Genomic DNA, 23,984 nt, shown 5'->3' with positions numbered 1-23,984 from the left:
AGCATGCTGACGAGGATCGAGATCGACGGGTTCAAGTCCTTTCGCGAATTCGCACTGGACGTGCCGCCATTTCTCGTGATTATCGGCCGGAACGCCGCAGGAAAGTCGAATCTCTTCGACGCGATCCAGTTCCTCAGCCGCCTGGCCGGGGAACCGGTGCTGGACGCCGCACAGGCCATGCGTGGTGACCTCGTCGACCTATTCCACCGACACATCGACGGCAACCAGGTCGGCCGGATGTCGTTCGCGGTCGAGGTGCTGCTGGACCGGTCCGTTACCGACGCATTCGGCGACACGGCGGAGGTCAATCACTCCCGGCTGCGATACGAGTTGACAATCGACCTGAGGTCGACCACCCACAGCGGAAGCAGACGGCCCTACGTCGTCAGTGAAGCCGCTCGGCGCATCCGGCAGTCCGGCGATGGGTGGCTCAAGTCCCAGCCCGCCCAGCGAAAGCGACTGGCGGTCTATAGCGGCGGCGCGGAAGACCTCCTGGAGACCGAACTCGACGAGCAGGGCCGCCCGTTGTTCAGCATCCGACAGCAGGGGGTTCAGGGCCGGAAGCGCAAACTGCCCGCGACGGCGGCGACCGCCACCGTGCTCTCGAGCCTCACGACGGCGACCGATTTTCCACTGCTGTACGCGTTGAAACGAGAGTTGCAGTCCTGGCGCCTGCTGCACCTCGACCCGAGTGCGCTGCGGACTCCCGACTCGTACGACGACCCGGACGTGCTGTCGGCGAACGGGGCGCACCTGGCGAACACCCTTCGCCGGTTGGCGGACGAGACGGGCACCGAGGACCGGCCGGACGGCGCGTTGAACGACCTGTCGGCCGACCTCGCGGCGGTGATCCCCGGAGTGATCGGAGTGCACCTGCGCGAGGACGAGGCTCGCCGGCAGCGGCAGGTCGAGGTCCTGACCCGGGAGGAGGCGCCGTTCTCCGCCCGGGTGGCATCCGACGGTACGCTACGCGCGATGGCTCTGCTCGCCGCCCTCTACGATCCACGTGGCGCGGGACTGATCTGCTTCGAGGAGCCGGAGAACGGCATCTTTCCGCAGCGACTGGCGCAGTTTGTGAAATATCTGCGCAGCCTGGTCGCCCGGGCGCTCGACGCCAAGCTGGAAGCCAGCGACGCGGCATTGACGCAGTTGCTGCTCAGTAGCCATTCGCCGGCCATCCTGCGTGCGCTGGAACCCGTCGAATCGGGGCTGCGTGGTGATGCAATCTTCATGGACCTGGTCACCCGGATCCAGCGTGGTGAGCCCCGTAGCCGGGTGACCCGGCACCGGGCGATCAGTGGAGGGCGGCAACTCGAGATCGACGACGTACTCGTCGGCAAGGTGGTCAGTCCGTCCGAAATCGCCGAGTTCGAGGTCCAGGCGGAGTTGAACGGCTGATGCGCTATCTCGCGTCCGCGTTGATCTCGGAGGGTGTGACCGACGACCAGTTCCTTCCGCGGCTGCTCGGACGGGCGCTGACGGAACTCTGCTGGACGGAGTTCGCCGACCCGGTCGAGGTAGCGGACGTGCAACCGCTACGTGATCGCAAGGGCCCCTGCGCACTGCCAGACGTCATCAAGTTGGTCCAGCGCAACGCAGCCAGCTTCTCGATCATCTTTTTTCACCACGACCAGGGCGCCAGTGCCGACCGGGTAGAAGAGGAGTGGCTGCGCCCGCTTCGGAAGATCTGGGGAGATCGGCCGGAACACCTGGTCGCCGTCGTACCGGTGCGGGAGACGGAGGCGTGGCTGCTCGCGGACGGGGACGGGCTTCGTCGCGCGCTTGGGGTGCGCTGGACTGACACGGCGATGGGGCTGCCGGCGCATCCAAAGGACGTGGAGCGGATAGCGGATCCGAAGCGGGTGCTGAACGAGGTATTGGCTCGGGTGAGGCGCTCGATCGGCGACCATTACGGTCAGTTGGGTGAACTCGTGTCGCTGGATCGGCTGAGCACGGTGCCCGCGTATCGACGCTGGTGGACCGACACCCGGGACACCCTCACCAGGATCGGCTATCGCCGCCTCTGACGAGCAGGGGCTGGCCGGGCTCCGAGACCCGGACGACGGCCCTCGGTTCGGCGCACGGGACCCGGCGAGTCGAGGGCTGACCGCCCCCGGCAACTGGCTCAAGGCCGTGAGCAGGCGAATCAGCCGTCGAACCGGGTCGCATTGGTAACGAAGGCCGTCCAGGCGTGCGGGGTGAAGGTGAGGACCGGGCCGGACGGATCCTTACTGTCCCGTACGGCGAACGTGCCGGGCAGGGCTGCGACCTCGACGCACTGCCCTCCGTTGTTGTCGCTTCGGCTGGACTTGCGCCATACCAGGCCGGTGAGCCGAGGGGTGCTCATGGTGGACCTCGTCAGGTGTCGGGCCGCTCCAACTCGTCTGCCAGCCGCTGGACGAGCCGGCGTGACTCGACCGGCCCCAGAGCGGCGGCAATGAGCCGGTCCCACAGTCGAGTGTAGGCCCGCACGGCGTCCCGTCGATCCAGGTATTCGGCGTCGATGAAGTCCTCCACGTAGATCACGTCGGAGGTCGCCTCGTCACCGAAGCGCAGGATCGTGAAGCCAAACGACGCCGTTTCGTACGTCTGGGCGGAGAACGGGAAGACCTGGACCCGGACGTTACGACGGCGGGACATCTTCGCCACGTGCAGCAGTTGTTCCCGCATCGTCTCGGCATCGCCGATGTTCCGGCGGAGCGCGGACTCGCTCAGGATGACGTGTAGTTCCGGGGCGTCCGGCTGGTCGAGGATCGCCTGTCTGGTCCGCCTCACCGCCACCTGGTCGTCGATGTCGTCGGCTTCCAGCCGTGGCTGGGCGGTGGCGTGCAGGCCACGGATGTACGCCTCGGTCTGGAGGATGCCCGGGATGACCTCCGCCTGGTACCAGCGGATATGCGAGGCGTCGCCCTCCAGGTCGAGATACGCCCGGAACCAGTCCGGCACGACGTTGCGATAGCTGCTCCACCGCCCGCGCTGCCGTCCGGCCCGGGCCAGCTCCCGCATTGACGCGGCCTCTTCCTCGGGTACGCCGTAGAGCTGGATCAGCAGGTTGAGGTCGGTGAGGCGGAGGCCGGACTGCCCGAGTTCGAGCCGGCTCACCTTGCTGGAGGCGGCGTCGATCACTACCGCAGCCTCGTCCTGGGTCTTACCGGCAGCCTCGCGAGCCCGCCGCAACGCGTTGCCGAGCCGCCGTCGCTGGATCGTCGGATTGACCATTGTCTGAGTATGAGGGCTTGCTGCCGGCGAACACCTCCGCCGCGCCACCCTTCCCATACTGGGGGACTATCTGTACCACGGGTTTAGGATCCTAATTCAATGATCTGAGTTAGCCTCGGTGGGCCGGCGGGCCGTGACACAGCAGGCAGCACGTTCCGATCGGTCGCGCGAACTGGTTGACCGAGGAGGATCAGGGATGACCGAACACGATCCGGTGGGCCCGGACTGGATTTGCGCCACCTGCGCTGCCGACTGGCCCTGCCCCAGCCGCCGCCGCGAGCTGCGGGCGGAGTTCGGACCGCTGCGCGGCTCGCTCGGGGCGTACCTCGGGAACGTGCTGGCGGTCGCGGCCGAGGATCTGCGACACGTACCCGCCGGATGGCTGCACAACCGGTTCGTCGCCTGGCACCGGCCGGATGAGCCGGTGCCGTACACCTCGGTCGACATCCTGCTCCGCTCTGCCGAGCTGGCCGACGCACACTCGCCCGACCAGGCCGGCCGCTGCCCGGTCTGCGGCGACCCGGAGCTGTGCTGGGTACGCCTCCACCCCGGCGGACCCGGTTTCCTGATCCCGCTGCCCTGATGAGCCGGCCCAGACCCGGCGAGGTGCTGCGGATCGGCGCGGCGGCGAGCGTGCAGTTCGCCGGTGACCGGGCGCTGCTGCTGCGGGTGGTGTCGGTCTGTGACCGGCCGACCTACTATGGCTGGATCTGGCTCACCGGCTACGTGCTCGATCGGCATGGCGAGGCCGTCGAGCGCCGCGAGGTCTACGTCCGGATCGCCGGACTGCACCGGGTGCCGCCGGTCGGGCGGGCGGGCGGCGCAGCTCGCCGGTAGCCACACCTGGCCGGGTGGTTGCCTTGGGCCGGTGACACCGCCGTGATCTATTAGGTTCCTTGTCATGACGGGCGATTCAGGCGATGGGGTCACGGTGGACCCGACAGCGCTGGACCTCTCCCAAGACCAGCCATGCGAGGGGGGTTGATGGGTGAGTCCGATGATGCCCCGGAGTTCGTCCCTGGACGCCTGGCGTACGGCCTTCGCTGCTGAGGCCCGGCGGCGGGGGATGCCCCGTGCGGAGATCCGCGCGGCCCTGGCCGAGGTCGACACCTACTGCTCCGGTCCGGGCACGGACCCGACCGAGGCGTTCGGCGAGCCGGCCGAGTACGCGGCGGCACTCGCGCACGGGCTCGACTCGGCGGGACCGGACCCGGGCGGGCGGCGGTCACCCTGGCCGGGCGGCCTCGTCGCCGCCGCCAGTCTGGTCGGGGTGATGGCGCTGCTCGCCGGGGTGGAGGCGGTGACCGGGCACGGTACCGCCGAGGTCACCTTCGGCCAGCTCGTCTCGGCGCTCGCCGGTATGGCCGGGATCGTCCTCGTCGTCGCGCTGCTGTTCCGGCCCGGCCGGGCGTATCGGCGTGCGCCGGACTGGCGGTTCGGTCTGGTCGGCGCGGTCGCGATCGCCCTGACGGCGGTACCGGTGCTGCTCTGGCCCCAGGTGGCTCTCCGGCTGCCCGGCTGGCTTCCGCTCGGCGCCGGCGTGCTGCTGCTGGTGGCGGCCTGGTGGCCGCTCGTCTCCGGCCGGCTCCTCCCCGACCGGGCCGTCGGCCCGTCCCCGGAGGCGCCCGGTTGGCGTACCCGGGCCGTCCGCTGGGGTCTGCCGGTGGGGCTGCTCTGCGCGCTGACCGTCGCCGTCCTGCTCGGCGGTGCCGGCACCTCCTGAGTGCTCACCGGACATGTGTCGTCGACCGGTACTCCGTCCGGTGTACGTGCTGCTCCAGCCGGGCAGCCGCGGGTGTCTGCCACGGGCCGACGCGCCGCCGGCCCCTCCTGCCTAGCGTCGATCCCGTCGACCTCGCCGAGGGGTGGGGCAGGCTTACGGAGGAGGAGGTCACGATGGCGACGACGGTTCCGTGGGTACCGGGCCGGGGCGGGGCGGCGGGCGGCCCCGAGCACACTGCCGTCGGTGCCGGAGGTGAACGTGGAACGCCGACCCGCGACGGAAGTCCGCCGGCGGGTCCGGCCCTCCGGCGCCGGCCGCGCTGGAACAACCTGGGTCTGGTCACCCTGACCCTGCTCGGGGTGCCGGTCGGCACCGCCGTCGCCGGGGCGCCGATCACGTACGAGGGCACCCTGCCGTTGGCCACCTGGCTCGCCCTCTTCCTGCTGCTGCGCCGCCGCTGGCCGGTGCTGGTACTGCTGGCCAGCCTGGCCGCCGTCACCGCGTTCCGGGGCGCCGGGCTGACCGAGACCGGCTGGGTCTGGCCAGCGTCGGTGATCTTCTTCCTGCTGGCGGCCGACGACACGCCCCGGCGGCACGGCCTGCGGTGGGCGGTCGGTGCCGGGCTGTTCCAACTGGCCTTCGCGGTCAACTGGCAGTGGACGGTCGAGGGCCAGGACGTGCAGCGGGCGATCGGCGAGGTCGGTGGGGAGGCACTCGGCCTGGCCCTGACCATCGCGGTCGCGGTCGCGTTCCGGAACTGGCTGCGCTGGCGCGCCGAACTCGCCGCCGGGCTGGCCCACGCCGAGCAGGAGCGGCGGCTGGAGGCGGACCGCCGGGCCGCGGAGGAGCGGTTGCAGATCGCCCGCGAGCTGCACGATGTGGTGGCGCACACGCTGACCGTGGTGGGCGTGCAGCTGCGGGTGGTGGACGAGGCGCTGGACGACTCCACCGACGAGGCGCGGGCCGCGCTGCGTACCGCCCAGGAGGTCCGGGCCAGGGCGGTGGGAGACCTGCGGTCGTTGATCGACGTGCTGCGTGCCCCGGACGACCGGCCGGACGCGGAGAGCGTCCCGGCCCCGCAGGCCGACCTGGACGGCCTGGCCGAACTCACCGCCCGCACCCGGGCCAGCGGCCTGGAGGTGGCGCTCGACGTCACCGGCGACCCCGGCGCTGTCGCCGCGCCGGTCGCGCTGGCCTGCTACCGGGTGATCCAGGAGGCCCTGACCAACACGGTGCAGCACGCGGGCGCGCGGCGGGCGACGGTGCGGTTGGCGATCACTCCTGATGCGGTCCGGGTGGAGGTGGTCGACGACGGCGCCGGCCCCGGGCCGGTGGCGGTGCCGGGGCACGGCATCAACGGAATGCGGGAACGGGTGGCGGCCCTGGGCGGCACCTTCACCGCCGGAGCGGCCGACGGCGGCGGCTACGCGGTTCGGGCCACGATCCCTGTGGCAGGCTTCCGGCCGTGACGATCCGCGTGCTGCTCGCCGACGACCAGGCCCTGGTGCGGGCCGGGTTCCGCAGCCTGCTGCGCCGGGGCCGGGAGATCGAGGTGGTGGGCGAGGCGGCCAGCGGTGACGAGGCGGTCCGGCAGGCCCGTGCGCTGCGCCCGGACGTGGTGCTGATGGACATCCGGATGCCGGGCCTGGACGGGCTCGCCGCCACCGAACGGATCGTGACCGACCCGGCGATGTCCGGCTGCCGGGTCATCATCCTGACCACCTTCGAGACCGACGAGTACGTCTTCGCCGCCCTCCGGGCCGGCGCCAGCGGGTTCCTCACCAAGGAGATCGAGCCGGCCCAGCTCCGCCAGGCGGTCGGGATCGTCGCCGCCGGCGAGGCGCTGCTCTCGCCGAGCGTGACCCGTCGGGTGATCGAGCAGTTCGCGCACCGGCCGGTGGCGGCCACCGACACCGAGGCGCGGCTGGCGGTGCTCACCGAACGGGAACGCGAGGTGCTCCGGCTGGTCGCCACCGGGCTGTCCAACGAGCAGATCGCCGGGCGCCTCTTCATCAGCCCGCTGACCGCCAAGACCCACATCACCCGGGCGATCGCCAAGCTCGGCGTCCGGGACCGGGTGCAGCTGGTGATCGTGGCGTACGAGACCGGCCTGGTCCGCCCCGGCACGCCGGCCGACCCGGCGCCCTGATCCCTACTCCGGCCGGCCCGGCGCCCTGATCCCTACTCCGGCAGCGGCCGCTAAACCCGGACGAGCCCGGATCGGGGCAACGATTAGGCTTGCAGGGTTCTGTCCGGATGCCGCCGGGGGGCCGGCTGCCGCCCGAGAGCTGGAGTCTAGATGAGCACGACCGTCCTGCCCTCGTACGACGACGTCGTCGAGCGCTACGCCCCGGTGATCGGCCTGGAGACCCACGTCGAGCTGGGCACGAAGACCAAGATGTTCTGCGGCTGCCCGACCGACTTCGGCGGCGAGCCGAACACCCGGGTCTGCCCGGTCTGTCTCGGGCTGCCCGGCTCGCTGCCGGTGGCCAACCGGGCCGCGATCGAGGCGACGATCCGGATCGGCCTCGCGCTGAACTGCTCGATCGCGCCGTGGGGCCGGTTCGCCCGGAAGAACTACTTCTACCCGGACATGCCGAAGAACTACCAGATCAGCCAGTACGACGAGCCGCTCTGCGTGGACGGCTGGCTCGACGTGGAAATCGTCGGCGAGGCTGGCCAGCCCGAGCTGTTCCGGATCGGCATCGAGCGGGTGCACCTGGAAGAGGACACCGGCAAGACCCTGCACGTCGGCGGCGCCACCGGGCGGATCCACGGCGCGACCGAGTCGCTGGTCGACTACAACCGGGCCGGCATCCCGCTGGTCGAGATCGTCACCAAGCCGATTCCGGGTACCGGCGCGAAGGCCCCGATCGTGGCCCGGGCGTACGTCACCGAGCTGCGGGACGTGATCCGCTCGCTCGACGTCTCCGACGTCCGGATGGAGGAGGGCTCGCTGCGCTGCGACGTGAACACGTCGCTGTCGCCGGCCGGGTCGGCCCAGTGGGGCACCCGGACCGAGACCAAGAACGTCAACTCGCTGCGCTCGGTCGAGCGGGCGGTCCGCTCGGAGATGCTGCGCCAGGCGGCCGTCCTCGACTCCGGCGGCCGGATCGTGCAGGAGACCCGGCACTTCCACGAGGACACCGGCGACACCACGTCGGGCCGGTCCAAGGAGACCGCCACCGACTACCGCTACTTCCCGGAGCCCGACCTGGTGCCGCTGGCCCCGGACCCGGCCTGGGTCGCCGAGCTGAAGGCGGCGCTGCCGGAGCTGCCCCGGGTGCACCGGCGGCGGTTGCAGCAGGAGTGGGGGCTCAACGACCACGACATGCAGTCGGTGCTGAACGCCGGTGCGGTCGAGCTGATCGAGCAGACGGTGGCCGCCGGCACCACCCCGGCCGGGGCCCGGAAGTGGTGGCTCGGCGAGCTGTCCCGGCGGGCCAACGAGGCCGGTGTCGAGCTGGCCGCCGTGGGCGCCACCCCGGCCCAGGTTGCGGAGCTGCAGAAGCTGGTCGACGCGGGCAAGCTCAACGACAAGCTGGCCCGTACCGTGCTGGAGGGTGTGGTGGCCGGCGAGGGCTCGCCGAGCGAGATCATGGCCGCGCGGGGGCTGGAGGTGGTCTCCGACACCGGGGCGCTGACCGTTGCCGTGGACGAGGCGATCGCCGCCAACCCGGACATCGCGGCCAAGGTGCGCGACGGCAAGGTGGCCGCGGCCGGCGCCCTGGTCGGGGCCGTCATGAAGAGCACCCGGGGAGCGGACGCCAAGACCGTCCGTTCGCTGATCCTGTCCCGGCTCGGCGTCGAGGGTTGAGGTGTTGGGAGGGCCCCGCTTGTCGTTTTCTGATGTAGCGGGGGCCCTTCCTGACGCATCTCGGGCTGGCGGGATCAGCCGGTCGGGGTCGGGTCCGGTGGTGGGGCGCCGGCCGGGGGGACCGGGGTGGGCGTTGCGGGGGTCGGGGTGGCCGGGATCGGTGGCTCCGGCTCCTCGACCACGTGCCGTTCCAGGTTGACCTGGGCCTCGCCGGTGCCGCCGAGCAGGATGTCGTCGTACGCCTGGAGCGCCTGCTGCTGGTCGAAGTAGAGCACGGACATCGCCAGCGGGGTCGGCTCGTCGCCCTCCAGCCCGCGCAGCCCCGCCCCGCCGGTGGAGCCCTGCACCTGGAGTTGGGTCGGCATCGCGCCCGGCACCCGTGGCAGTTCGCGTACCTCCCGGTGGTGGGTGTGCCCGGCGAGCACCAGCGGTACGACGCCGGAGAGCGCGCCGGCCGACGCCGGATCGTGCACCAGGGCGATGTCGACCGGCTTGCCGGAGACCCGGATCGTCGAGGCGAGCTTCTGTCCCGCCCCGGCCACCTGGTCGACGGTCTCCTGCAGGCTGCCGGACCCGGCCGGCGAGGTCTCCTTGTCCGGGGTGAACCGGGGGTCCCCGATGCCCGCGATGGTCAACCCGGCGATGTCGACGATCGAGTTGTCCAGCACGACCGCGTTCGGCTGCCGCTCGACGGCGGCGGCGGTGGCCGGCGAGTCGTGGTTGCCACGGATGAAGACGTACGGGACCTTCAGCAGGCCGATGGAGCCGACGAAGGACGCCTCCGGCTCGCTGCCCCAGTCGGTCATGTCCCCGGTGTCGATCACCACGTCGATCTTGAACTGTTCCACGACGGTCCGGACCACCTGCCAGGCGGTCGGATTCAGGTGCAGGTCGGAGACGTGCAGCACCCGTACGGTGCCCTGCTCCTGCTCGAAGACCGGCAGGGTGGAGACCGTGGTGTAGAGCTGGCTGACGTTGCCGACCATCCGCTGGAGCTGGTCGGCGTACCGGCTGTAGTCGTTGGCGATCCGCCGGGCGTCGCCGACGATCGCCGGGGCGTTGACCAGCAACCCCTCGTACCGGGGCTCCTCGATCGAGTCGGGCCGGAAGGTCAGCGCGGCGATACCCAGGCTGCCGCCGGTGATCACCAGCGCCAGTCCACCGGCCCAGGCCACCCGGCGGGTACGCCGGAAGACCAGCGCCGCCAGGATCATGCTGGCCAGTACGGAGACCGCGATGGTGCGTACGCCGACCCGGATCACCCCGTTGGTCACGTCACCGACCGCGGTCTGGCTGGCCCGGCTGATGCTGGCCGGGTCGTCGATCAGCGCCTCGGTGCGGCCCTGGTCGAGGGAGCCGAGCCGGACCGAGAGGTGCGCCGGACCGGAATGGCTGCTGAGCTGGAGCGCGCCGAGCGGCGGAATGGTGACCGTGGTGCCGCCGTCGAGCGAGGGTGTGATCGCCATTTCCGCCCGGAACGGCCCGATGTCGGTCTGCATCCGCCCACCGAGCAGGGCGCCGAGCACGATCCCGACCACGGTGACGCCGATGATCGACAGTGCGGCTCCGGCCCGACGGCTCGGTTTCGAGGTCAGGACGGCGCGACCGCCCCGTACTGCGGCACGGGCCACGGGGCCGACCCGGCGGACTGCGCCACGGGCCACGGGGCCGACCCGGCGGACTGCGGCACGGGCGGCGGGGCCGACCCGGCGGGCGAAAGCCTCCGGGAGCGGCACACGCCGAGCCGCCGGGGGCGATGTGCCCCCGGCGGCCCGGGTGTCATTCCTCCGCCTGTCCATGCTCCATCATCACCTGCCCAAAGCGACATCTTCATAACCCGCCGCAGCTCCGGGGCCATTTCCACCCCGGGTATGAGCCGGCCTGCCGGCCCGGCTCCCACTCGCGCCGGGCAGTCAGCTCTTTCCGGCCGCACCGCCGGAGAAGACCAGCCGGATGATCCGGTCGTCGTCCGGGGCGGGGTCCCGCTTGCCGTCATGGTTGGAGGTCGAGATCCACAATGAGCCGTCCGGCGCGGCTACCGCGGCCCGGAGCCGACCGTACTCGCCGACCAGCAGCGGGCGGGGCTGGCCCAGCACCGTGCCGTTCGCGGTGAGTTCCACCAGCCAGAGCCGCTCGCCCCGGAGGCAGGCCGCGACGAAGACCCGGTCGATCATCGCCGCGCCGGAGCAGGACGCCTCGGCGGTGGTCCAGGTGACCAGCGGATCGACGTACTTCTCGGCGTCCGTCCCGCCGCCGCGCCCCTCGACCTCGGGCCAGCCGTAGTTCTTGCCCGGCGTGATCAGGTTGATCTCGTCCCACTGGTTCTGGCCGAACTCGGTGGCGTACAGCCGCTTGTTGGCGTCCCAGGCGATGCCCTGCACGTTGCGGTGCCCGTAGGACCAGACCAGGGAGTTCGGGAACGGATTGCCCGGCGCCGGCTTGCCGGCCGGTGTCATCCGGAGGATCTTGCCGCCGAGGCTCTTGAGGTCCTGGGAGAGCCCGCGCTCCGAGGCGTCCCCGGTGGTGGCGTAGAGGAAGCCGTCGGGGCCGAAGCCGAGCCGTCCGCCGTTGTGGATGCCCGAGAGCGGGATGCCGGTGACGATCGGTGTCGGCCGGGCGCCCAGGGTGAGCTTGGCGATCCGGTTGTCCTCGGACGTCGAGTAGTAGATGAAGACCGTCTTGTCCCGCTGGTAGTCGGGGGAGACGGCGATGCCGAGCAGCCCGCCCTCGCCGGCCGCGTCGACCTCGGCGACGGTCTGCACGGTGCTCACCTTGAGCCCCTTCGTGTCCGACTCCGGGCCGACCTTGAGGATCTTGGCGGTGTCCCGCTCGGTCACCAGCGCGCCGCCGTCGGGCAGGAACGCGATCCCCCACGGGACCCGCAGCCCGGTCGCCAGGACGGTGGCCGCCGCCTGCTGCCCGGCCCCGCCCTGTGTCGGCGAGACCGACGGGGTGGGAAACCTTGGCGGTTCGCCGGCCGGATCCGGTTCCGGCTCGCCGAAGGCACAGCCGCCGGTGGCGAAGACGGCCGCCGCGCAGAGCGCGACCGCCGCGCGTCGACGGCTGGGTCTGGGGTACGGACGAGCGCTCACCCGGACCAGCGTAGTCCGAACCCGCGCCGCACTGTCGGGCCGCTCGATCATTCCATCGATCTTCCGCCGGTATTCCATCGATCGTCCGCCGGGCATGCCCGGTCGGGGCGGCGGAAGAACCCGCCGGGCGAGGGGCGAACGTCCGGTTCCGCCCGCCGGGGGCTATCGTCGGCGTCCGTGAAGGTGTGGATCCCCCATCCCGAGGGCCTGGACCTGCTCGGCGAGATCCCCGACGGGGTCACCGTGGAGGTCGCGCCGGCGCCGGACGAACTCCCCTCGGACCCGGTCGGAGTCCGGTTCTGGGTGCCGCCGTTCCTCGCCCAGGCCGCCGCGGTGCCGCTCGCGGCCAAGCTGCCCGACCTGCGGGTGGTGCAGTTGCTCTCGGCGGGGGCGGACATCTGGGCCGGCCGGCTGGCCGGGGTCACCCTCTGCGACGCGCGCGGTGTGCATGATTCGTCCACTGCGGAGTGGGTCGTCGCGGCGATCCTGTCGTACCTGCGCTCGTTCCCGTTCTTCGCACGCGCCCAGGCCCGGCACGAGTGGTCGAACGACCAGGTCACCCCCACCGACGAGCTGGCCGGCAAGCGGATACTCGTCGTCGGCGCGGGTTCGATCGGGGCGGCGACCCGGGCCCGGCTGGCGCCGTTCGAGGTCGACCTGACCATGGTCGCCCGGACCGCCCGCCCCGCCGAGCGGGTGTACGGCGTCGACGACCTGCCGGCGCTGCTGCCCGAGGCGGACATGGTGGTGCTGCTGGTGCCGCTGACCGAGGCCACCCGGGGCATGGTCGATGCCGGCTTCCTCGCCGCCATGCCGGACGGTGCGCTGCTGGTCAACGCCGCGCGTGGACCGGTGGTCCAGACCGACGCCCTGGTCGCCGAGCTGACGAGCGGCCGGCTCGCGGCGGCACTGGACGTCACCGAGCCCGAGCCGTTGCCGGCCGGACACCCGCTCTGGGACCTGCCCAACGTGCTGCTCACCCCGCACGTCGGCGGATCGGTTCGCGGGCTGCTGCCGCGCGCCTACCGGCTGGCCGGCGCGCAGCTGCGCCGGTTCGTGGCCGGAACTCCGCTGATCAACGTGGTGGTCGACGGGTACTGACCCGGGGCGCTCGACGGGTGCTGGCCCGGGTGTTCAGTCACCGGCCGGGTCGGGTCGCTCCGGGGTGGGGCGGGACTCGGGGGTGGGGCGGGACCTGCCGAGCGGCTGACCGCTGGCGGCGACCAGGCCGGGCAGGTCGGCGGCCCGGACCGCCGGCAGTGCCGCCGTACGGCCGTCCCGGAGTCGTGCCACCGCCTGGCCACGCGGGTCGGACGCCAGCTCCACGATCTCCGACCAGGCGATCCGGCGCTCGCCCAGTAGGGCCCGGATCCGTACCCCGGCCCGGTCGGCGTCGGTGCCGGCCCGCCAGGCCCACACGCCGACCGCCAGCGGAATCAGCAGCAGCGGCAGGAGATACCAGCGGGCGGTGGCCAACGGAAGGGTGCCGAGGAACGCGATGAGGGCGGCCACCCAGATCGCCTGGCTGTGCCGGAAGCGGAGCGTGCCGGTCTTTCCCACCTGGTGATTTTCGCACTCCGACCCGGCCGGCCGGCCGTGGGCCTCGGCCGGCCGGACCTGGTGGGTGCGGTCGGATCGCCCGAACCGCTCCCCGAACCGTTCCCGGGCCGGCCGGGGTGGAGCGGACTTGACCGCCTGGGGGAAGATTCGTCGAGTACACAGGAGTGAATTTCGAGCAAGCGGAGTGAACCTTTTCAACCCGGCGGCGCGGTACATGCGCCCCGGCATCCGCCTACGGCCACGAGCGCGCACCGGCGGGGGCTTGGAAAGGTTCAACGTAACCACGCCCCCTGTCGATCGTTGGGGGTTGATAGGACTGGTTTCGGCCCTTCGGCCGGACCGGACCTGACCTGCACCACGTCCGTGCCCCCTCTGCGAAGGCTTCCCGCCATGTTCGTGGCGCACATCGCGGACGGCCGAGCCCGCCGGCTGGTCGTCCGGACCACCGAAACCGGTGTCCCGCTACTCACCGCAGGCGTCCTGCTCGCCGCCCACGCCGGCACGCTGCCGCCGTACGCCACGATCGCGGCTGCCGTCGGCGCGGCCGCCGCCGTGGCCGCCGCCCGGCTGGTCCGGCTGGCCATCCGACTGCACCGGAACGGGACCGGCTTCGGCCCGTGTCGGGGCGCCGGCTTCCTCGGCCTCGGCCTGGTCGCCAGCGCGCTCTCCGCGCTCGTCCTCTTCCTGGCGCCGGCCGGGGCCGACTCGATGGTGGCGCTCGGTGGCCTGGCGCTGGCGTTCGTCCTCTACCTGTTCGGCATGGTGATGCTGCCCGGCGCCGCCAGCACGGTGCCGGTACGGCTGCGCCGTGCCTTCGACGGGCTGAGTCTCGGCATCAGTCTCGCCTTCTCGGCCTGGGTGATCCCGCCGGACGACCTGCCGCCGCTCGCCATGGTCGCCGCGTTCTTCGCGGTCGTCGGCCTGCCGGTGGTCACCATCACCACCCTGCGGGCGTACGAGTTCCGCCGCTCCGCCGCGCTCTGCGGCACCGGCGCCGGACTGGCGATCTTCGGGCACTCGCTGATCGCGGTGCTGATCGCCTACGGCGCACCGGCGCGGGCGTTGCCGCTGGTCGCCATCTCGCTGGTCGCCGGCCCGGCGTTGATCGCCGCCGGTGCCCGTCGGGCCCATCCGCTGGCCCAGCCGCCGACCGTGCCGACCGAGCCGCAGACCACCCTCACCGCCTACCCGCTGCTGACCATTCCGGCGATCCTGGCGACGCTCTCCGCGCTCTGGCACCTGGCCACCGCCGGGCACTTCGACACCACCTCGATCCTGCTGGGTCTGGCCGTGATCCCGACCCTGGTGGTCCGCGAGGTGTTGGTGATGCTGGACATCCGCCGGTACGCCAGGCGGCTGGTGGAGCAGGAGGCGCACTTCCGGTCGCTGGTCTCCGGCGCCAACGATTTGACCATGATAGTCGGTGAGGATTTGCTCATCCGCTGGCAGTCGCCGACCGCGGCCCGGCTCTTCGGGCTCTCCGACGCGGATGTGCGGGGTCGGGCGTTCCCCAACCTGATGCATCCGGACGACGCCGCCGACGTCACCCGGGTGCTCACCGACGTGCTCGCCGGGCGGGACGTGCCGACCGGGCGCCCGCAACTGGTCACCGCCCGGCTGCTAGACGGACACGGTGCCTGGCGGGACACCGAGTCCACCATCAGCGACCAGCGGGCCGTGCCCGAGGTGGCCGCGCTGGTGGTGCACGTCCGGGACGTCAGCGAACGGCGGCGACTGGAGCGCAGGCTCAACGAGCTGGCCTTCACCGACGAGCTGACCGGGCTGGCCAACCGCCGCGAACTGATGCGAACGATCGTCACCCAGCGGGCGATGCCGGGGCACACCGGCGCGCTGCTGGTGATCGACCTGCACGGCACGTCCGGGATCAACGACGTGCACGGGCGGCAGATGGGCGACGCCGTACTCGCCGAGGCGGGCAGGCGGCTCAGGACCGGGGTCGGGGCCGCCGACCTGGTGGCCCGGCTGGGCGGGGACGAGTTCGCGGTGGTGACCGTGGACCGGTCGGTGCTGGCGTACGCGATGGCGACCCGGCTGCTGACCGGGCTTACCGAGCCGTACCAGATGCCCGGCGCGGTACTGCAGCTCGGCGCCAGCATCGGGCTGGCCGACCTCTCCGGTGGAGACGGTGTCGACGACGTACTCCGTCGGGCCGATCTGGCCCGGCTGCGGGCCCGGCAGCTCGGCCGCAACCGCGTCGAGTGGTACGACGACGAGTTGGAGGAGCAGTTCACCCGGCGGCTCGACCTGGAGCGCGAGCTGCCGGGTGCGCTGCGGCGGGGCGAGTTGGACCTGGTCTACCAGCCGGTGATTGACCTCGACGACCGGCAGCCGGTGGGGACCGAGGCGCTGCTGCGCTGGCGGAACCCGGTGCTCGGTACGGTGCTGCCGGCCGAACTGCTGCCGGTGGCCGAGGACCTGATGCTGGTCGAGGAGTTGGGCCGCTGGGTGCTGGACAACGCCTGCCGGCAGTTGGCCGCCTGGTCGGACCGGCCCCGGCGGCTCTGGATGTCGGTCAACATCTCGGCCGGTGAACTGGTCGCACCCGACTTCGTCCACTGGGTGGGCACCTCGCTGGCCGAGCACCGGATCGAGCCGGACCGGCTGGTGCTGGAGCTGGCGGAGCCGCGGGGCGGGGTCGACGTGCCGGCGGTGGTGACCCAGCTCGCCGGATTGCGGGCGCTGGGCGTACGGACCGCGTTGGACGACTTCGGCAGCGGGCAGGCGTCACTGGCCCAACTCCGCCGGCTGCCGGTCGATTTCCTCAAGGTCGATCGGACGCTGGTGACCGAGGGCGGCAACCGGGAGGGCGAGAGCAAGCCCTTCATCGACGTACTGGTCAGCCTCGGTCGACGCTTCGGCTTGGAGATCATCGCCGAGGGCCTGGAGTCGCCGGGGCAGGTGGAGCAGGCCCGCAAGGCGGGCTGCAGGCTCGGCCAGGGGTATGCCCTGTCCCGACCCGCTCCGGCCGAGCGGGTCGAAGCGTACCTGGAGGAGTTTCCCAGCCCGTCCCGCTGACGGCCGGTCAGCCGGCCGCGTAGCCCGGCATAGGATACGTCGCCAGCAGCTCCCGCACCTCACCGGCGATCCGGTCGAGGGTCGCCTCGTCGTCCTTGAGCGAGGCCGTGACCGCTTCGTCCATCCAGGCCGCGACCTGCGGCATCTGCTCCTCGGTCAGGCCCCGGGTGGTCAGCGCCGGGGTGCCGAGCCGGATGCCGGAGGGGTCGAACGGCTTGCGCGGGTCGTACGGCACCGTGTTGTAGTTGAGTTCGATGCCGGCCCGGTCCAGCGCCTGCGCGGCCGGCTTGCCGGCGATGCCCTTGCTGCTCAGGTCGGCCAGGATCAGGTGGTTGTCGGTGCCGCCGGAGGAGAGCGTGAAGCCCCGTTCGGTCAGCGCCGCGGCGAGCGCCTTGGCGTTGGCGACGACCCGGTGGGCGTACCGGCGGAACTCCTCGGTGCCGGCCTCCCGGAGCGCGACCGCGATGCCGGCGGTGGTGTGGTTGTGCGGACCGCCCTGCAGACCGGGGAAGACCGCCTTGTCGATCGCGGTGGCGTGCGCGGCGGTCGTCATGATCATGGCGCCGCGCGGGCCGCGCAGGGTCTTGTGCGTGGTGGTGGTGATCACGTCGGCGTGCCCGACCGGCGACGGGTGCGCCCCACCGGCGACCAGGCCGGCGATGTGCGCGATGTCGGCCACCAGCACGGCGCCGACCTCGCGGGCGATCTCGGCGAAGCCGGCGAAGTCGATGGTGCGCGGCACGGCGGTGCCGCCGCAGAAGATCAGCTTGGGGCGTTCCCGGCGGGCCAGGTCACGTACCTCGTCGAGATCGATCCGGCCCGTTTCCGCCGAGACGCCGTAGCGGACCGGGTTGAACCACTTTCCGGTGGCCGAGACCGACCAGCCGTGCGTGAGGTGGCCGCCCATCGGCAGCGCCATCCCGAGCACGGTGTCGCCGGGGGAGAGGAACGCCAGGTAGACGGCGAGGTTCGCCGGGGAGCCGGAGTACGGCTGGACGTTGGCGTGGTCGACCCCGAAGAGTTCCCGGGCCCGGGTCACCGCGAGCGTCTCGATCGGGTCGATGAACTGCTGGCCCTCGTAGTAGCGGCGGCCGGGATAGCCCTCGGAGTATTTGTTGGTCAGCACCGTGCTGCTGGCCTCGAGGACGGCGGTCGAGACGTAGTTCTCGGAGGCGATCATCCGCAGCTTGTCGTGCTGCCGGGTGGCCTCGGACTCGATCAGCGTCGCCAGCTCCGGGTCGCTGGCGGTCAGGCTGGGAATCGGTGGTACGTGCACGATCTCGTCCTCCTGGCTGGGCTCCGCCTCGCCGCCGATGGTATCGGCTGCCGGTCGGACGGCCGCAGCCGACGCCCCGCGCCGGGCGGCGCCGTGCTGCCGGCGGTCGCGGTCAGGGTTGCCGGGGCGGTGCCGTGCTGCCGCGCGGGATCAGGTGGGCGGTCTCGTCCTGGAAGTCGCCGAGCGGCTGGCCGGCGATGGCGGCGAGGAGCCGACCGGCGGCGTGTGCGCCGTACGCCGGGATGTCCCGGTGCAGCGCGGTCAGCGACGGGTGGACGAGCTGGCAGAGCGGGGAGTCGTCCCAGGCGACGATGGAGACGTCGGTCGGGACGGCCAGCCCCATCTCCTGGGCCACCGAGAGCCCGGCGATCGCCATCACGTCGTTGTCGTACACGATCGCGGTCGGTCGGTCGGCGGAGCTGAGCAGGCGCCGGGTAGCCCGGGCGCCCTCCTCGCCGCTGTAGTCGGAGGAGACGGTGACGGTCCGGTCGAGGCCGAGCCGACGGCAGACGGTGCCGAACGCCTCGGTGCGGATCTCGGTGTGCAGCAGCCCGGGCAGTCCGCCGACCCGGGCGATCTGGCGGTGGCCGAGCGCGACCAGGTATTCGAGCACCTCGGTCAGGGCCACCGCCTCGTCCGACCAGACGTGGTCGAGCCCGCCGCTGTGCCCCGGCCCGCCGATCACCACCGCCGGCAGGCGCAGCTCCTCCAGTACCGGCACCCGGCGGTCGTCCACCCGCAGGTCGCAGACGAGCACGCCGTCCACCCGCCGCTCGCCCCACCAGCGCCGGTAGACCGCGATTTCTGCCTCCGGGCTCGCCACCACCTGAAGGGTCAGCGCGTACGACCGGGCGGAGAGTTCCGCCTCGACGCCGCTGATCAGCTCCATGAAGAACGGTTCGATGCCGAGGATCCGGGCGGGTCGGCACAGCGCCAGCCCGACCGCGTTGGCGGTGGCTCCGGAGAGCGCCCGGGCGGCGCTGTTCGGGTTGAAGCCGATCTCCCGGGCGATGGCGAGAATGCGTTGCCGGGTGGCGTCCGAGACACCGGGTTGGCCGTTCAGCGCGTAGGAGACGGCGCCCTTGGAGACCCCGGCCCGGCGGGCCACATCCGCGATTGTCGGCCGCTTCACCCGGCGCTCCTTCGTCTGCGACGACCCGACCCGGGGTCGGCAGTTTCGTCTGCACGACCCGAACCCGGGTCGGCAGTTTCATCCGCGCCGACCCTAACCCGGGTCGGCAGTTTCGTCCGCGCCGACCCTAACCCGGGTCGGCGCGGAACTTTCCCGGTTAAGCATAGCGATGCGGTTATCGTGCCGACAGGGCCAGCCGGCCGGTTCGGGCCACGGAGAGCCTCCGGAAGTTTCGAGATAGAGGAAGGCTGGTTCGGGCGTGATCTGGACCACTCGGCCATCGACTACAGGCCGTCCGTGGTCGGATCGCGGACCGTTGACAGGGTGGAGGGGCGCCCGTACGGTGACTTTACTTATCCGGTTCAGTCGACATTCGTCGATGTCTTGAGCGTACTTCCCGAGGTGCCCGTGACGTCCTGGCAGAGCCTGCACGACGGTTGGTCGCTGACCGCGACCGGCAACCCGGAGCTGCCGGAGCCGGTCGCCTCCACCCCGGTTCCGGCCACCGTGCCCGGCTGCGTGCACACCGACCTGCTCGCCGCCGGACTGATCCCGGATCCCTATCTGGACGAGCACGAGCGCACGCTGGGCTGGATCGGCCGCACCGACTGGTGCTACCAGACCACCTTCCGGTGGGACGGCGGCGAGGACGACGACCGGGTGGACCTGGTCTGCGCCGGCCTCGACACGGTAGCGACGGTGACCCTGAACGACGTGGAACTGGGCCGCACCGCCAACATGCACCGGAGCTACTCCTTCGACGTCCGGTCGGCGCTGCGGGTCGGCGACAACGTGCTGCGGGTGCGGTTCGACTCGGCGTACCGGTATGCCGAGGCGGAGCGACGACGGCTCGGCGCCCGACCGAACGCGTACCCGACGCCGTTCAACTTCATCCGCAAGATGGCCTGCAACTTCGGCTGGGACTGGGGGCCGGAGCTGGTCACCGCCGGGATCTGGCAGGAGATCGGGCTGCGCACCTGGCGGACCGCGCGGTTGGCCGAGGTACGCCCCCGGGTCACCGTCGCCGGCACCGACGGCCGGGTCGAGCTACGCGTCGAGGTCGACCGCGCCGACGCCGCCGAGGCCGCCAACCTCGCTGCCGCCAACGCCGCCAACGCCGCCAACGCCGCCGAGACCGTCGTCGCCGTCGACGGCGGCGAGGCCAACGCACCGCTCACCGTCCGGGCCACCGTGGCCGGCGAGGTCGTCGAGGCGGTGCTCGAGCCCGGGCAGCGCGGCGTCGACCTGACCGTCACCGTCGCCGACCCTGAGCTGTGGTGGCCCCGGGGGTACGGCGACCAGCCGCGTTACCCGCTCGCCGTCACCCTGCACACGGGCGACCGCGAACTGGACGGCTGGCAGCGGAGGATCGGCTTCCGCTCGGTACGCCTCGACACCGCCGCCGACGAGCACGGCTCGGCGTTCACCGTCGTCGTCAACGACCTGCCGGTCTTCGCCCGGGGCGTCAACTGGATCCCGGACGACTGCTTCCCGCACCGGGTGACCCGGCAGCGCTACGCGCGACGGCTCCGGCAGGCGTGCGACGGAGGCGTCAACTTCCTGCGGGTCTGGGGCGGCGGCCGGTACGAGTCCGAGGACTTCTACGACCTCGCCGACGAACTGGGCCTGCTGGTCGGTCAGGACTTCCTCTTCGCCTGCGCCGCCTACCCGGAGGAGGAGCCGTTCCGCACCGAGGTCCGGGCCGAGGCGGCCGAGCAGGTCGTCCGGCTGGCCAGCCATCCGAGCCTGGTGCTCTGGTTCGGCAACAACGAGAACATCTGGGGCTGGCACGACTGGGGCTGGCAGGCGGAGCTGGCCGACCGGAGCTGGGGCGCCGGCTACTACTTCGCGCTGCTCCCCAACCTGCTCGCCGAGCTGGACCCGACCCGGCCGTACTGGCCGGGCAGTCCGTGGTCGGGGCGGCCGGAGATCCACCCGAACGACCCGGCGCACGGCAGCATGCACATCTGGACGGTCTGGAACCAGCTCGACTACGCGCACTACCGGGACTACCTGCCCCGGTTCGTCGCCGAGTTCGGCTGGCAGGGCCCGGCCAGCTTCGCCACCCTGCGCCGGGCGATCTCCGATCCGCGCGGGCTGGCCGAGGACTCGCTCGCGATGGCGCACCGGCAGAAGGCCGGGGACGGCCGGCGCAAGCTGGCCCGAGGGCTGGTCGCCCACCTGCCGGCGCCGCGCGACTTCGACGACTGGCACTACCTGACCCAGCTCAACCAGGCCCGGGCGATCAGCGTCGGGGTGGAGCACCTGCGGTCGTACCGGCCGGTCTGCATGGGCAGCGTGGTGTGGCAGCTCAACGACTGCTGGCCGGTCACCTCCTGGGCCGCCGTCGACGGCGACGGCCGCCGCAAACCCCTCTGGTACGCGCTGCGCCGCGCCTACGCCGACCGGCTGCTCACCGTCCAGCCGAGACAGGGCGGGCTGGCCCTGGTCGCGGTCAACGACGGCGGTGCCCCGTGGACCGGTCGGGTGGACGTGACCCGGCTGACCCTGGCCGGCGAGCCGCGAGCCAAGACGTCGGTCGAGCTGGCGGTGCCGCCGTACTCGGAACACACCTGGCCGCTGCCGGCGGACCTCGCCACCCCGGACGACCCACGCGCCGAGCTGCTGGTCGCCGATCCCGACGGCGGGGACGACGAGCGGGCCTTCTGGTTCTTCGCCGAGGACCGTGAGCTGGCCTACCCACCGGCCGGTTACGACGCGACGGTCGAGCCGTCGCCGGACGGCGTGCGGGTCCGGGTGACCGCCCGGACGATCCTGCGCGACCTGGTGCTCGCCCCGGACCGGCTCGACCCGTCCGCAGAGGTCGACGAGGCGCTGGTCACGCTCCTGCCGGGGGAGTCGACCACCTTCACCGTCCGGTCCACGGCAGCACTGGACCCGGCGGCGCTCACCACCCCTCCGGTGCTCCGCTGCGTCAACGACATGCTTCGGGTGTAAGGGCCCCTTCTTATCGCTTTCTGGTGTAGAAGGGGCCCTTCCTGACACCCCGTCCGCGCACGGGTGGGTAAGTCGGCCGGCCGGGGCTGGGTGGATCACCCGTGATTCCATAGGGGATATGGACAGTGGCGTAGCGGCGACGGCGTACCTGGTGAACGAATCGCGGGCCCGGCTCCCGGACCTGGCCGGGGATCCGACGGCCATGCACTGGATTCCCGAGCCGGAGCGCCCGACCGTACGCGGGCTGTGGGACGAGTACGCCGAGGCGGTGTACCCGTACGACGACCTCGTCGTCTCGCTGCGCGGCCGGTTGATCCGGGACACCCTGGCCCGGCGGCTGGAGCGGGACCCGGCCACGGTGCTGGTGGTGTGCGGGGCCGGCTTCTCGGCGTACCCGTGGCTGCTGCCGGTCAGCGCCGCGCTGGAGGTGGACCTGCCGGAGATGGTGGCGGCGAAGCGCCGACGGGCCGGTGAACTGACCGCCGCGGGGCTGCTCGACGAGCGCGACGTGACCCACCTCGGGGTGGATCTCGACGATCCCGACGCCCGCCGGGACCTCCTGACCTACGCCCGGGACTGGGCGGCCGGGCGGCCGGTCGCGTACGTCGCCGAGGGTCTGGTCTTCTACCTCTCGGAGCGGTCCGCCCGGGAGGTCATCGGGTTGGGGCGGGCCCTGGGTGCCGGACTCGACCTGGTCAGCTACTGGCCGGCCGACACAGCGGACAATGCGGTGCTGGCGGCGCAACGCGCCTGGTTCCGGACCCGGAACGTCCCGGACGACGCCAGCTATCTGACCATGGGCGAGATCTCCGGGATCCTCGGCCGGCCGGTGACCAACCACAGCCCGGAGGACGTGCAGCGTCGGTATCTCGGCGAGGTGCGGGTGCCGGAGGCGAAGCTGGTGCCCGAGCATGTGGCGGTGGCCGGGGCGTGACCGACGTGCTGCACGTGCAGACCCGGGCGTACCCGCTGCACTACGCCTCGCTGAACCTGTCGCTGACCTCGTTCGTGGTGCCGGAGCGGGGCGAGGTGCGCCTCGTACCCGGCACCCTCGGTTCGCTCGCCTACAACCCCGACCGGACCGTCGAGGTCGACCTGACCGACCTGATCCGGCCGGCGGTGACGCTGCCCGGGATCACGATCGTCCGCTGTCACGCCCGGGCACTCGCCGCCGGCGCCGTCCTGGTGAGCTACCTGCTGCGGCATGCGCGGGACCTGAGTGACCTCGACGCGCAGGGCTTGGCCGACCTGGACGCCGAGGTGAACGGGGCGCTGCGCAAGGCGGACGCGCCGATCCTGGCGGAGGTGCTGGCCGCCGCCGTCGAGGCCGGGCTCTTCGAGCGGCTGGTGCTACCGCCGGATCTCAACGAGACGCGGGACTGGACGTCGATCGACCCCCGCTCGGTCCGGTACAACTGTCACTTCGTCCTGCCCCGTCCAGGGTGGAGCCCCGACTCGCGGGTGCCGGATCTGGTCATGGGGCCCCGGTGCCGGATCCTGCTTCCGTACACCTATGCCTGGGACGCCGACGCGTCCGGGGACGATCTCGGCGCCCTGCTGACCATGTTGGAGCCGGCCGACATCGCGGTCGCCCAGCAGTCCATCCTGGTCGACGCGATCGTCGGCGGCCGGCGCATCCTGGGCGGGTTGGCCCGGGCCACCACCCCGCTCGGGCTGGAGGGCGTGACGTTCCGGCGTTTCCTGGACGCGGTCTGGACCGACTACTACCAGCTCGACGCGTACCGGGTCGAGTCCGGTCAGGGGCATCGGGCCACCTATCTCGCCGCTCGGGACATCATCGGGCTGGACGGGACCCACGAGCGGGCGGAGCGGCTGCTCAACCACGTCGGGGCCTCGCTGCTGTCGGAGTCGTCGGTGCGGTCCGCGCAGCTGGACGGCCGGCTCAACCGGGTTGCGGCGGCGCTCGCCGTCGTCGCGTCCGCGTCGTTCCTGGTCGACCTCGCGGGCTTCCTCATCCCGGAGGCGGGCCTCGGGATGCGGGTCGCGACGGCCACCGGGGTGATCCTGCTCGGTGCCGGCGTGCTGGGCGCGACGATCCTCTCGGTACGGCAGCGCCGTGGTGGGTCACCGCTGGCCGTACGGCAGGGTCGTGGGCGGCGGCACTGAGGCAGCCCGGCACCCGCGTCGTGGACCACCTCCGCGTCAGGTGA

General features: G+C 72.0%; 20 protein-coding genes. 13 read left to right on the top strand and 7 right to left on the bottom strand.

Annotated elements, in window-relative coordinates; all coding sequences use genetic code 11:
- Positions 1 to 3: 3 nt before the first annotated feature.
- Both EV371_RS26520 and EV371_RS26515 read left to right on the top strand, forming a co-directional pair.
- Positions 4 to 1,398 carry an AAA family ATPase gene (locus tag EV371_RS26520; RefSeq protein WP_130464455.1) on the top strand — a complete coding sequence of 465 codons (1,395 nt, stop codon included), beginning with the start codon at positions 4 to 6 and terminating at the stop codon, positions 1,396 to 1,398.
- Positions 1,398 to 2,027 carry a DUF4276 family protein gene (locus EV371_RS26515; RefSeq protein ID WP_130464454.1) on the top strand — a complete coding sequence of 210 codons (630 nt, stop codon included), beginning with the start codon at positions 1,398 to 1,400 and terminating at the stop codon, positions 2,025 to 2,027. The genes EV371_RS26520 and EV371_RS26515 overlap by 1 nt, the downstream gene beginning before the upstream one ends.
- A 119-nt stretch (positions 2,028 to 2,146) precedes the next feature.
- Here EV371_RS26515 and EV371_RS26510 read toward each other — a convergent pair whose 3' ends face one another.
- Positions 2,147 to 2,347: a DUF397 domain-containing protein gene (locus tag EV371_RS26510; protein ID WP_130464453.1), complete on the bottom strand. Its 201-nt coding sequence runs from the start codon at positions 2,345 to 2,347 to the stop codon at positions 2,147 to 2,149.
- Between the two features lie 11 nt (positions 2,348 to 2,358).
- A complete protein-coding gene (locus EV371_RS26505) occupies positions 2,359 to 3,219 on the bottom strand; it encodes a Scr1 family TA system antitoxin-like transcriptional regulator (RefSeq protein ID WP_130464452.1) in 861 nt (286 codons plus the stop codon).
- 196 nt (positions 3,220 to 3,415) lie between these two features.
- Here EV371_RS26505 and EV371_RS34660 point away from each other — a divergent pair, with 196 nt between their 5' ends.
- From EV371_RS34660 to gatB, 6 genes are all read left to right on the top strand, one after another.
- Positions 3,416 to 3,802 carry a hypothetical protein gene (locus EV371_RS34660; RefSeq protein ID WP_349338786.1) on the top strand — a complete coding sequence of 129 codons (387 nt, stop codon included), beginning with the start codon at positions 3,416 to 3,418 and terminating at the stop codon, positions 3,800 to 3,802.
- Positions 3,802 to 4,056 carry a hypothetical protein gene (locus tag EV371_RS26495; RefSeq protein WP_130464451.1) on the top strand — a complete coding sequence of 85 codons (255 nt, stop codon included), beginning with the start codon at positions 3,802 to 3,804 and terminating at the stop codon, positions 4,054 to 4,056. The genes EV371_RS34660 and EV371_RS26495 overlap by 1 nt, the downstream gene beginning before the upstream one ends.
- Before the next feature lie 151 nt (positions 4,057 to 4,207).
- Complete coding sequence (locus EV371_RS26490) at positions 4,208 to 4,942, top strand: DUF1129 domain-containing protein (protein ID WP_130464450.1); 735 nt, start codon at positions 4,208 to 4,210, stop codon at positions 4,940 to 4,942.
- A 173-nt stretch (positions 4,943 to 5,115) separates the two neighbouring features.
- Positions 5,116 to 6,411 (top strand): sensor histidine kinase, encoded by a 1,296-nt coding sequence (locus EV371_RS26485; RefSeq protein WP_130464449.1) that lies wholly within the window; start codon positions 5,116 to 5,118, stop codon positions 6,409 to 6,411.
- Entirely contained in the window at positions 6,408 to 7,091 is a 684-nt protein-coding gene (locus EV371_RS26480) for a response regulator transcription factor (RefSeq protein WP_130464448.1), read from the top strand. Before EV371_RS26485 ends, EV371_RS26480 begins: the two co-directional genes overlap by 4 nt.
- A gap of 150 nt (positions 7,092 to 7,241) precedes the next feature.
- Positions 7,242 to 8,759: an Asp-tRNA(Asn)/Glu-tRNA(Gln) amidotransferase subunit GatB gene (gene gatB / locus EV371_RS26475; RefSeq protein WP_130464447.1), complete on the top strand. Its 1,518-nt coding sequence runs from the start codon at positions 7,242 to 7,244 to the stop codon at positions 8,757 to 8,759.
- A 74-nt stretch (positions 8,760 to 8,833) separates the two neighbouring features.
- Here the strand turns inward: gatB and EV371_RS26470 are convergent, their stop codons facing one another.
- Positions 8,834 to 10,390 carry a metallophosphoesterase family protein gene (locus tag EV371_RS26470; protein ID WP_486484796.1) on the bottom strand — a complete coding sequence of 519 codons (1,557 nt, stop codon included), beginning with the start codon at positions 10,388 to 10,390 and terminating at the stop codon, positions 8,834 to 8,836.
- A 282-nt stretch (positions 10,391 to 10,672) separates the two neighbouring features.
- Complete coding sequence (locus tag EV371_RS26465) at positions 10,673 to 11,851, bottom strand: PQQ-dependent sugar dehydrogenase (RefSeq protein ID WP_130464445.1); 1,179 nt, start codon at positions 11,849 to 11,851, stop codon at positions 10,673 to 10,675.
- Positions 11,852 to 12,028: 177 nt separating this feature from the next.
- Between EV371_RS26465 and EV371_RS26460 the strand changes: the two genes are divergently transcribed.
- Positions 12,029 to 12,952: a 2-hydroxyacid dehydrogenase gene (locus tag EV371_RS26460; RefSeq protein ID WP_130464444.1), complete on the top strand. Its 924-nt coding sequence runs from the start codon at positions 12,029 to 12,031 to the stop codon at positions 12,950 to 12,952.
- Positions 12,953 to 12,985: 33 nt separating this feature from the next.
- Here EV371_RS26460 and EV371_RS26455 read toward each other — a convergent pair whose 3' ends face one another.
- Positions 12,986 to 13,411 carry a PH domain-containing protein gene (locus EV371_RS26455; protein WP_130464443.1) on the bottom strand — a complete coding sequence of 142 codons (426 nt, stop codon included), beginning with the start codon at positions 13,409 to 13,411 and terminating at the stop codon, positions 12,986 to 12,988.
- 390 nt (positions 13,412 to 13,801) lie between these two features.
- Here EV371_RS26455 and EV371_RS26450 point away from each other — a divergent pair, with 390 nt between their 5' ends.
- Positions 13,802 to 16,447 carry a bifunctional diguanylate cyclase/phosphodiesterase gene (locus EV371_RS26450; RefSeq protein WP_130464442.1) on the top strand — a complete coding sequence of 882 codons (2,646 nt, stop codon included), beginning with the start codon at positions 13,802 to 13,804 and terminating at the stop codon, positions 16,445 to 16,447.
- A 7-nt stretch (positions 16,448 to 16,454) separates the two neighbouring features.
- On the opposite strand, the gene EV371_RS26445 is transcribed toward EV371_RS26450, so the two are convergent.
- Together EV371_RS26445 and EV371_RS26440 are read right to left on the bottom strand one after the other, a co-directional pair.
- Positions 16,455 to 17,723 (bottom strand): serine hydroxymethyltransferase, encoded by a 1,269-nt coding sequence (locus EV371_RS26445; RefSeq protein ID WP_130464441.1) that lies wholly within the window; start codon positions 17,721 to 17,723, stop codon positions 16,455 to 16,457.
- Positions 17,724 to 17,835: 112 nt separating this feature from the next.
- A complete protein-coding gene (locus EV371_RS26440) occupies positions 17,836 to 18,855 on the bottom strand; it encodes a substrate-binding domain-containing protein (RefSeq protein WP_130464440.1) in 1,020 nt (339 codons plus the stop codon).
- Positions 18,856 to 19,263: 408 nt separating this feature from the next.
- Here EV371_RS26440 and EV371_RS26435 point away from each other — a divergent pair, with 408 nt between their 5' ends.
- The 3 genes from EV371_RS26435 (at position 19,264) to EV371_RS26425 (ending at position 23,940) form a co-directional block, all read left to right on the top strand.
- Positions 19,264 to 21,813 (top strand): glycosyl hydrolase 2 galactose-binding domain-containing protein, encoded by a 2,550-nt coding sequence (locus EV371_RS26435; protein WP_130464439.1) that lies wholly within the window; start codon positions 19,264 to 19,266, stop codon positions 21,811 to 21,813.
- 118 nt (positions 21,814 to 21,931) lie between these two features.
- Complete coding sequence (locus EV371_RS26430) at positions 21,932 to 22,747, top strand: class I SAM-dependent methyltransferase (protein WP_130464438.1); 816 nt, start codon at positions 21,932 to 21,934, stop codon at positions 22,745 to 22,747.
- A complete protein-coding gene (locus tag EV371_RS26425; RefSeq protein ID WP_130464437.1) occupies positions 22,744 to 23,940 on the top strand; it encodes a hypothetical protein in 1,197 nt (398 codons plus the stop codon). The genes EV371_RS26430 and EV371_RS26425 overlap by 4 nt, the downstream gene beginning before the upstream one ends.
- Positions 23,941 to 23,984 lie beyond the last annotated feature (44 nt).

It is taken from the genome of Plantactinospora sp. CNZ321 (assembly GCF_004217235.1).
Note: the sequence above shows the minus strand (reverse complement) of the source record. Positions and strands in the feature narration are given on the sequence as shown.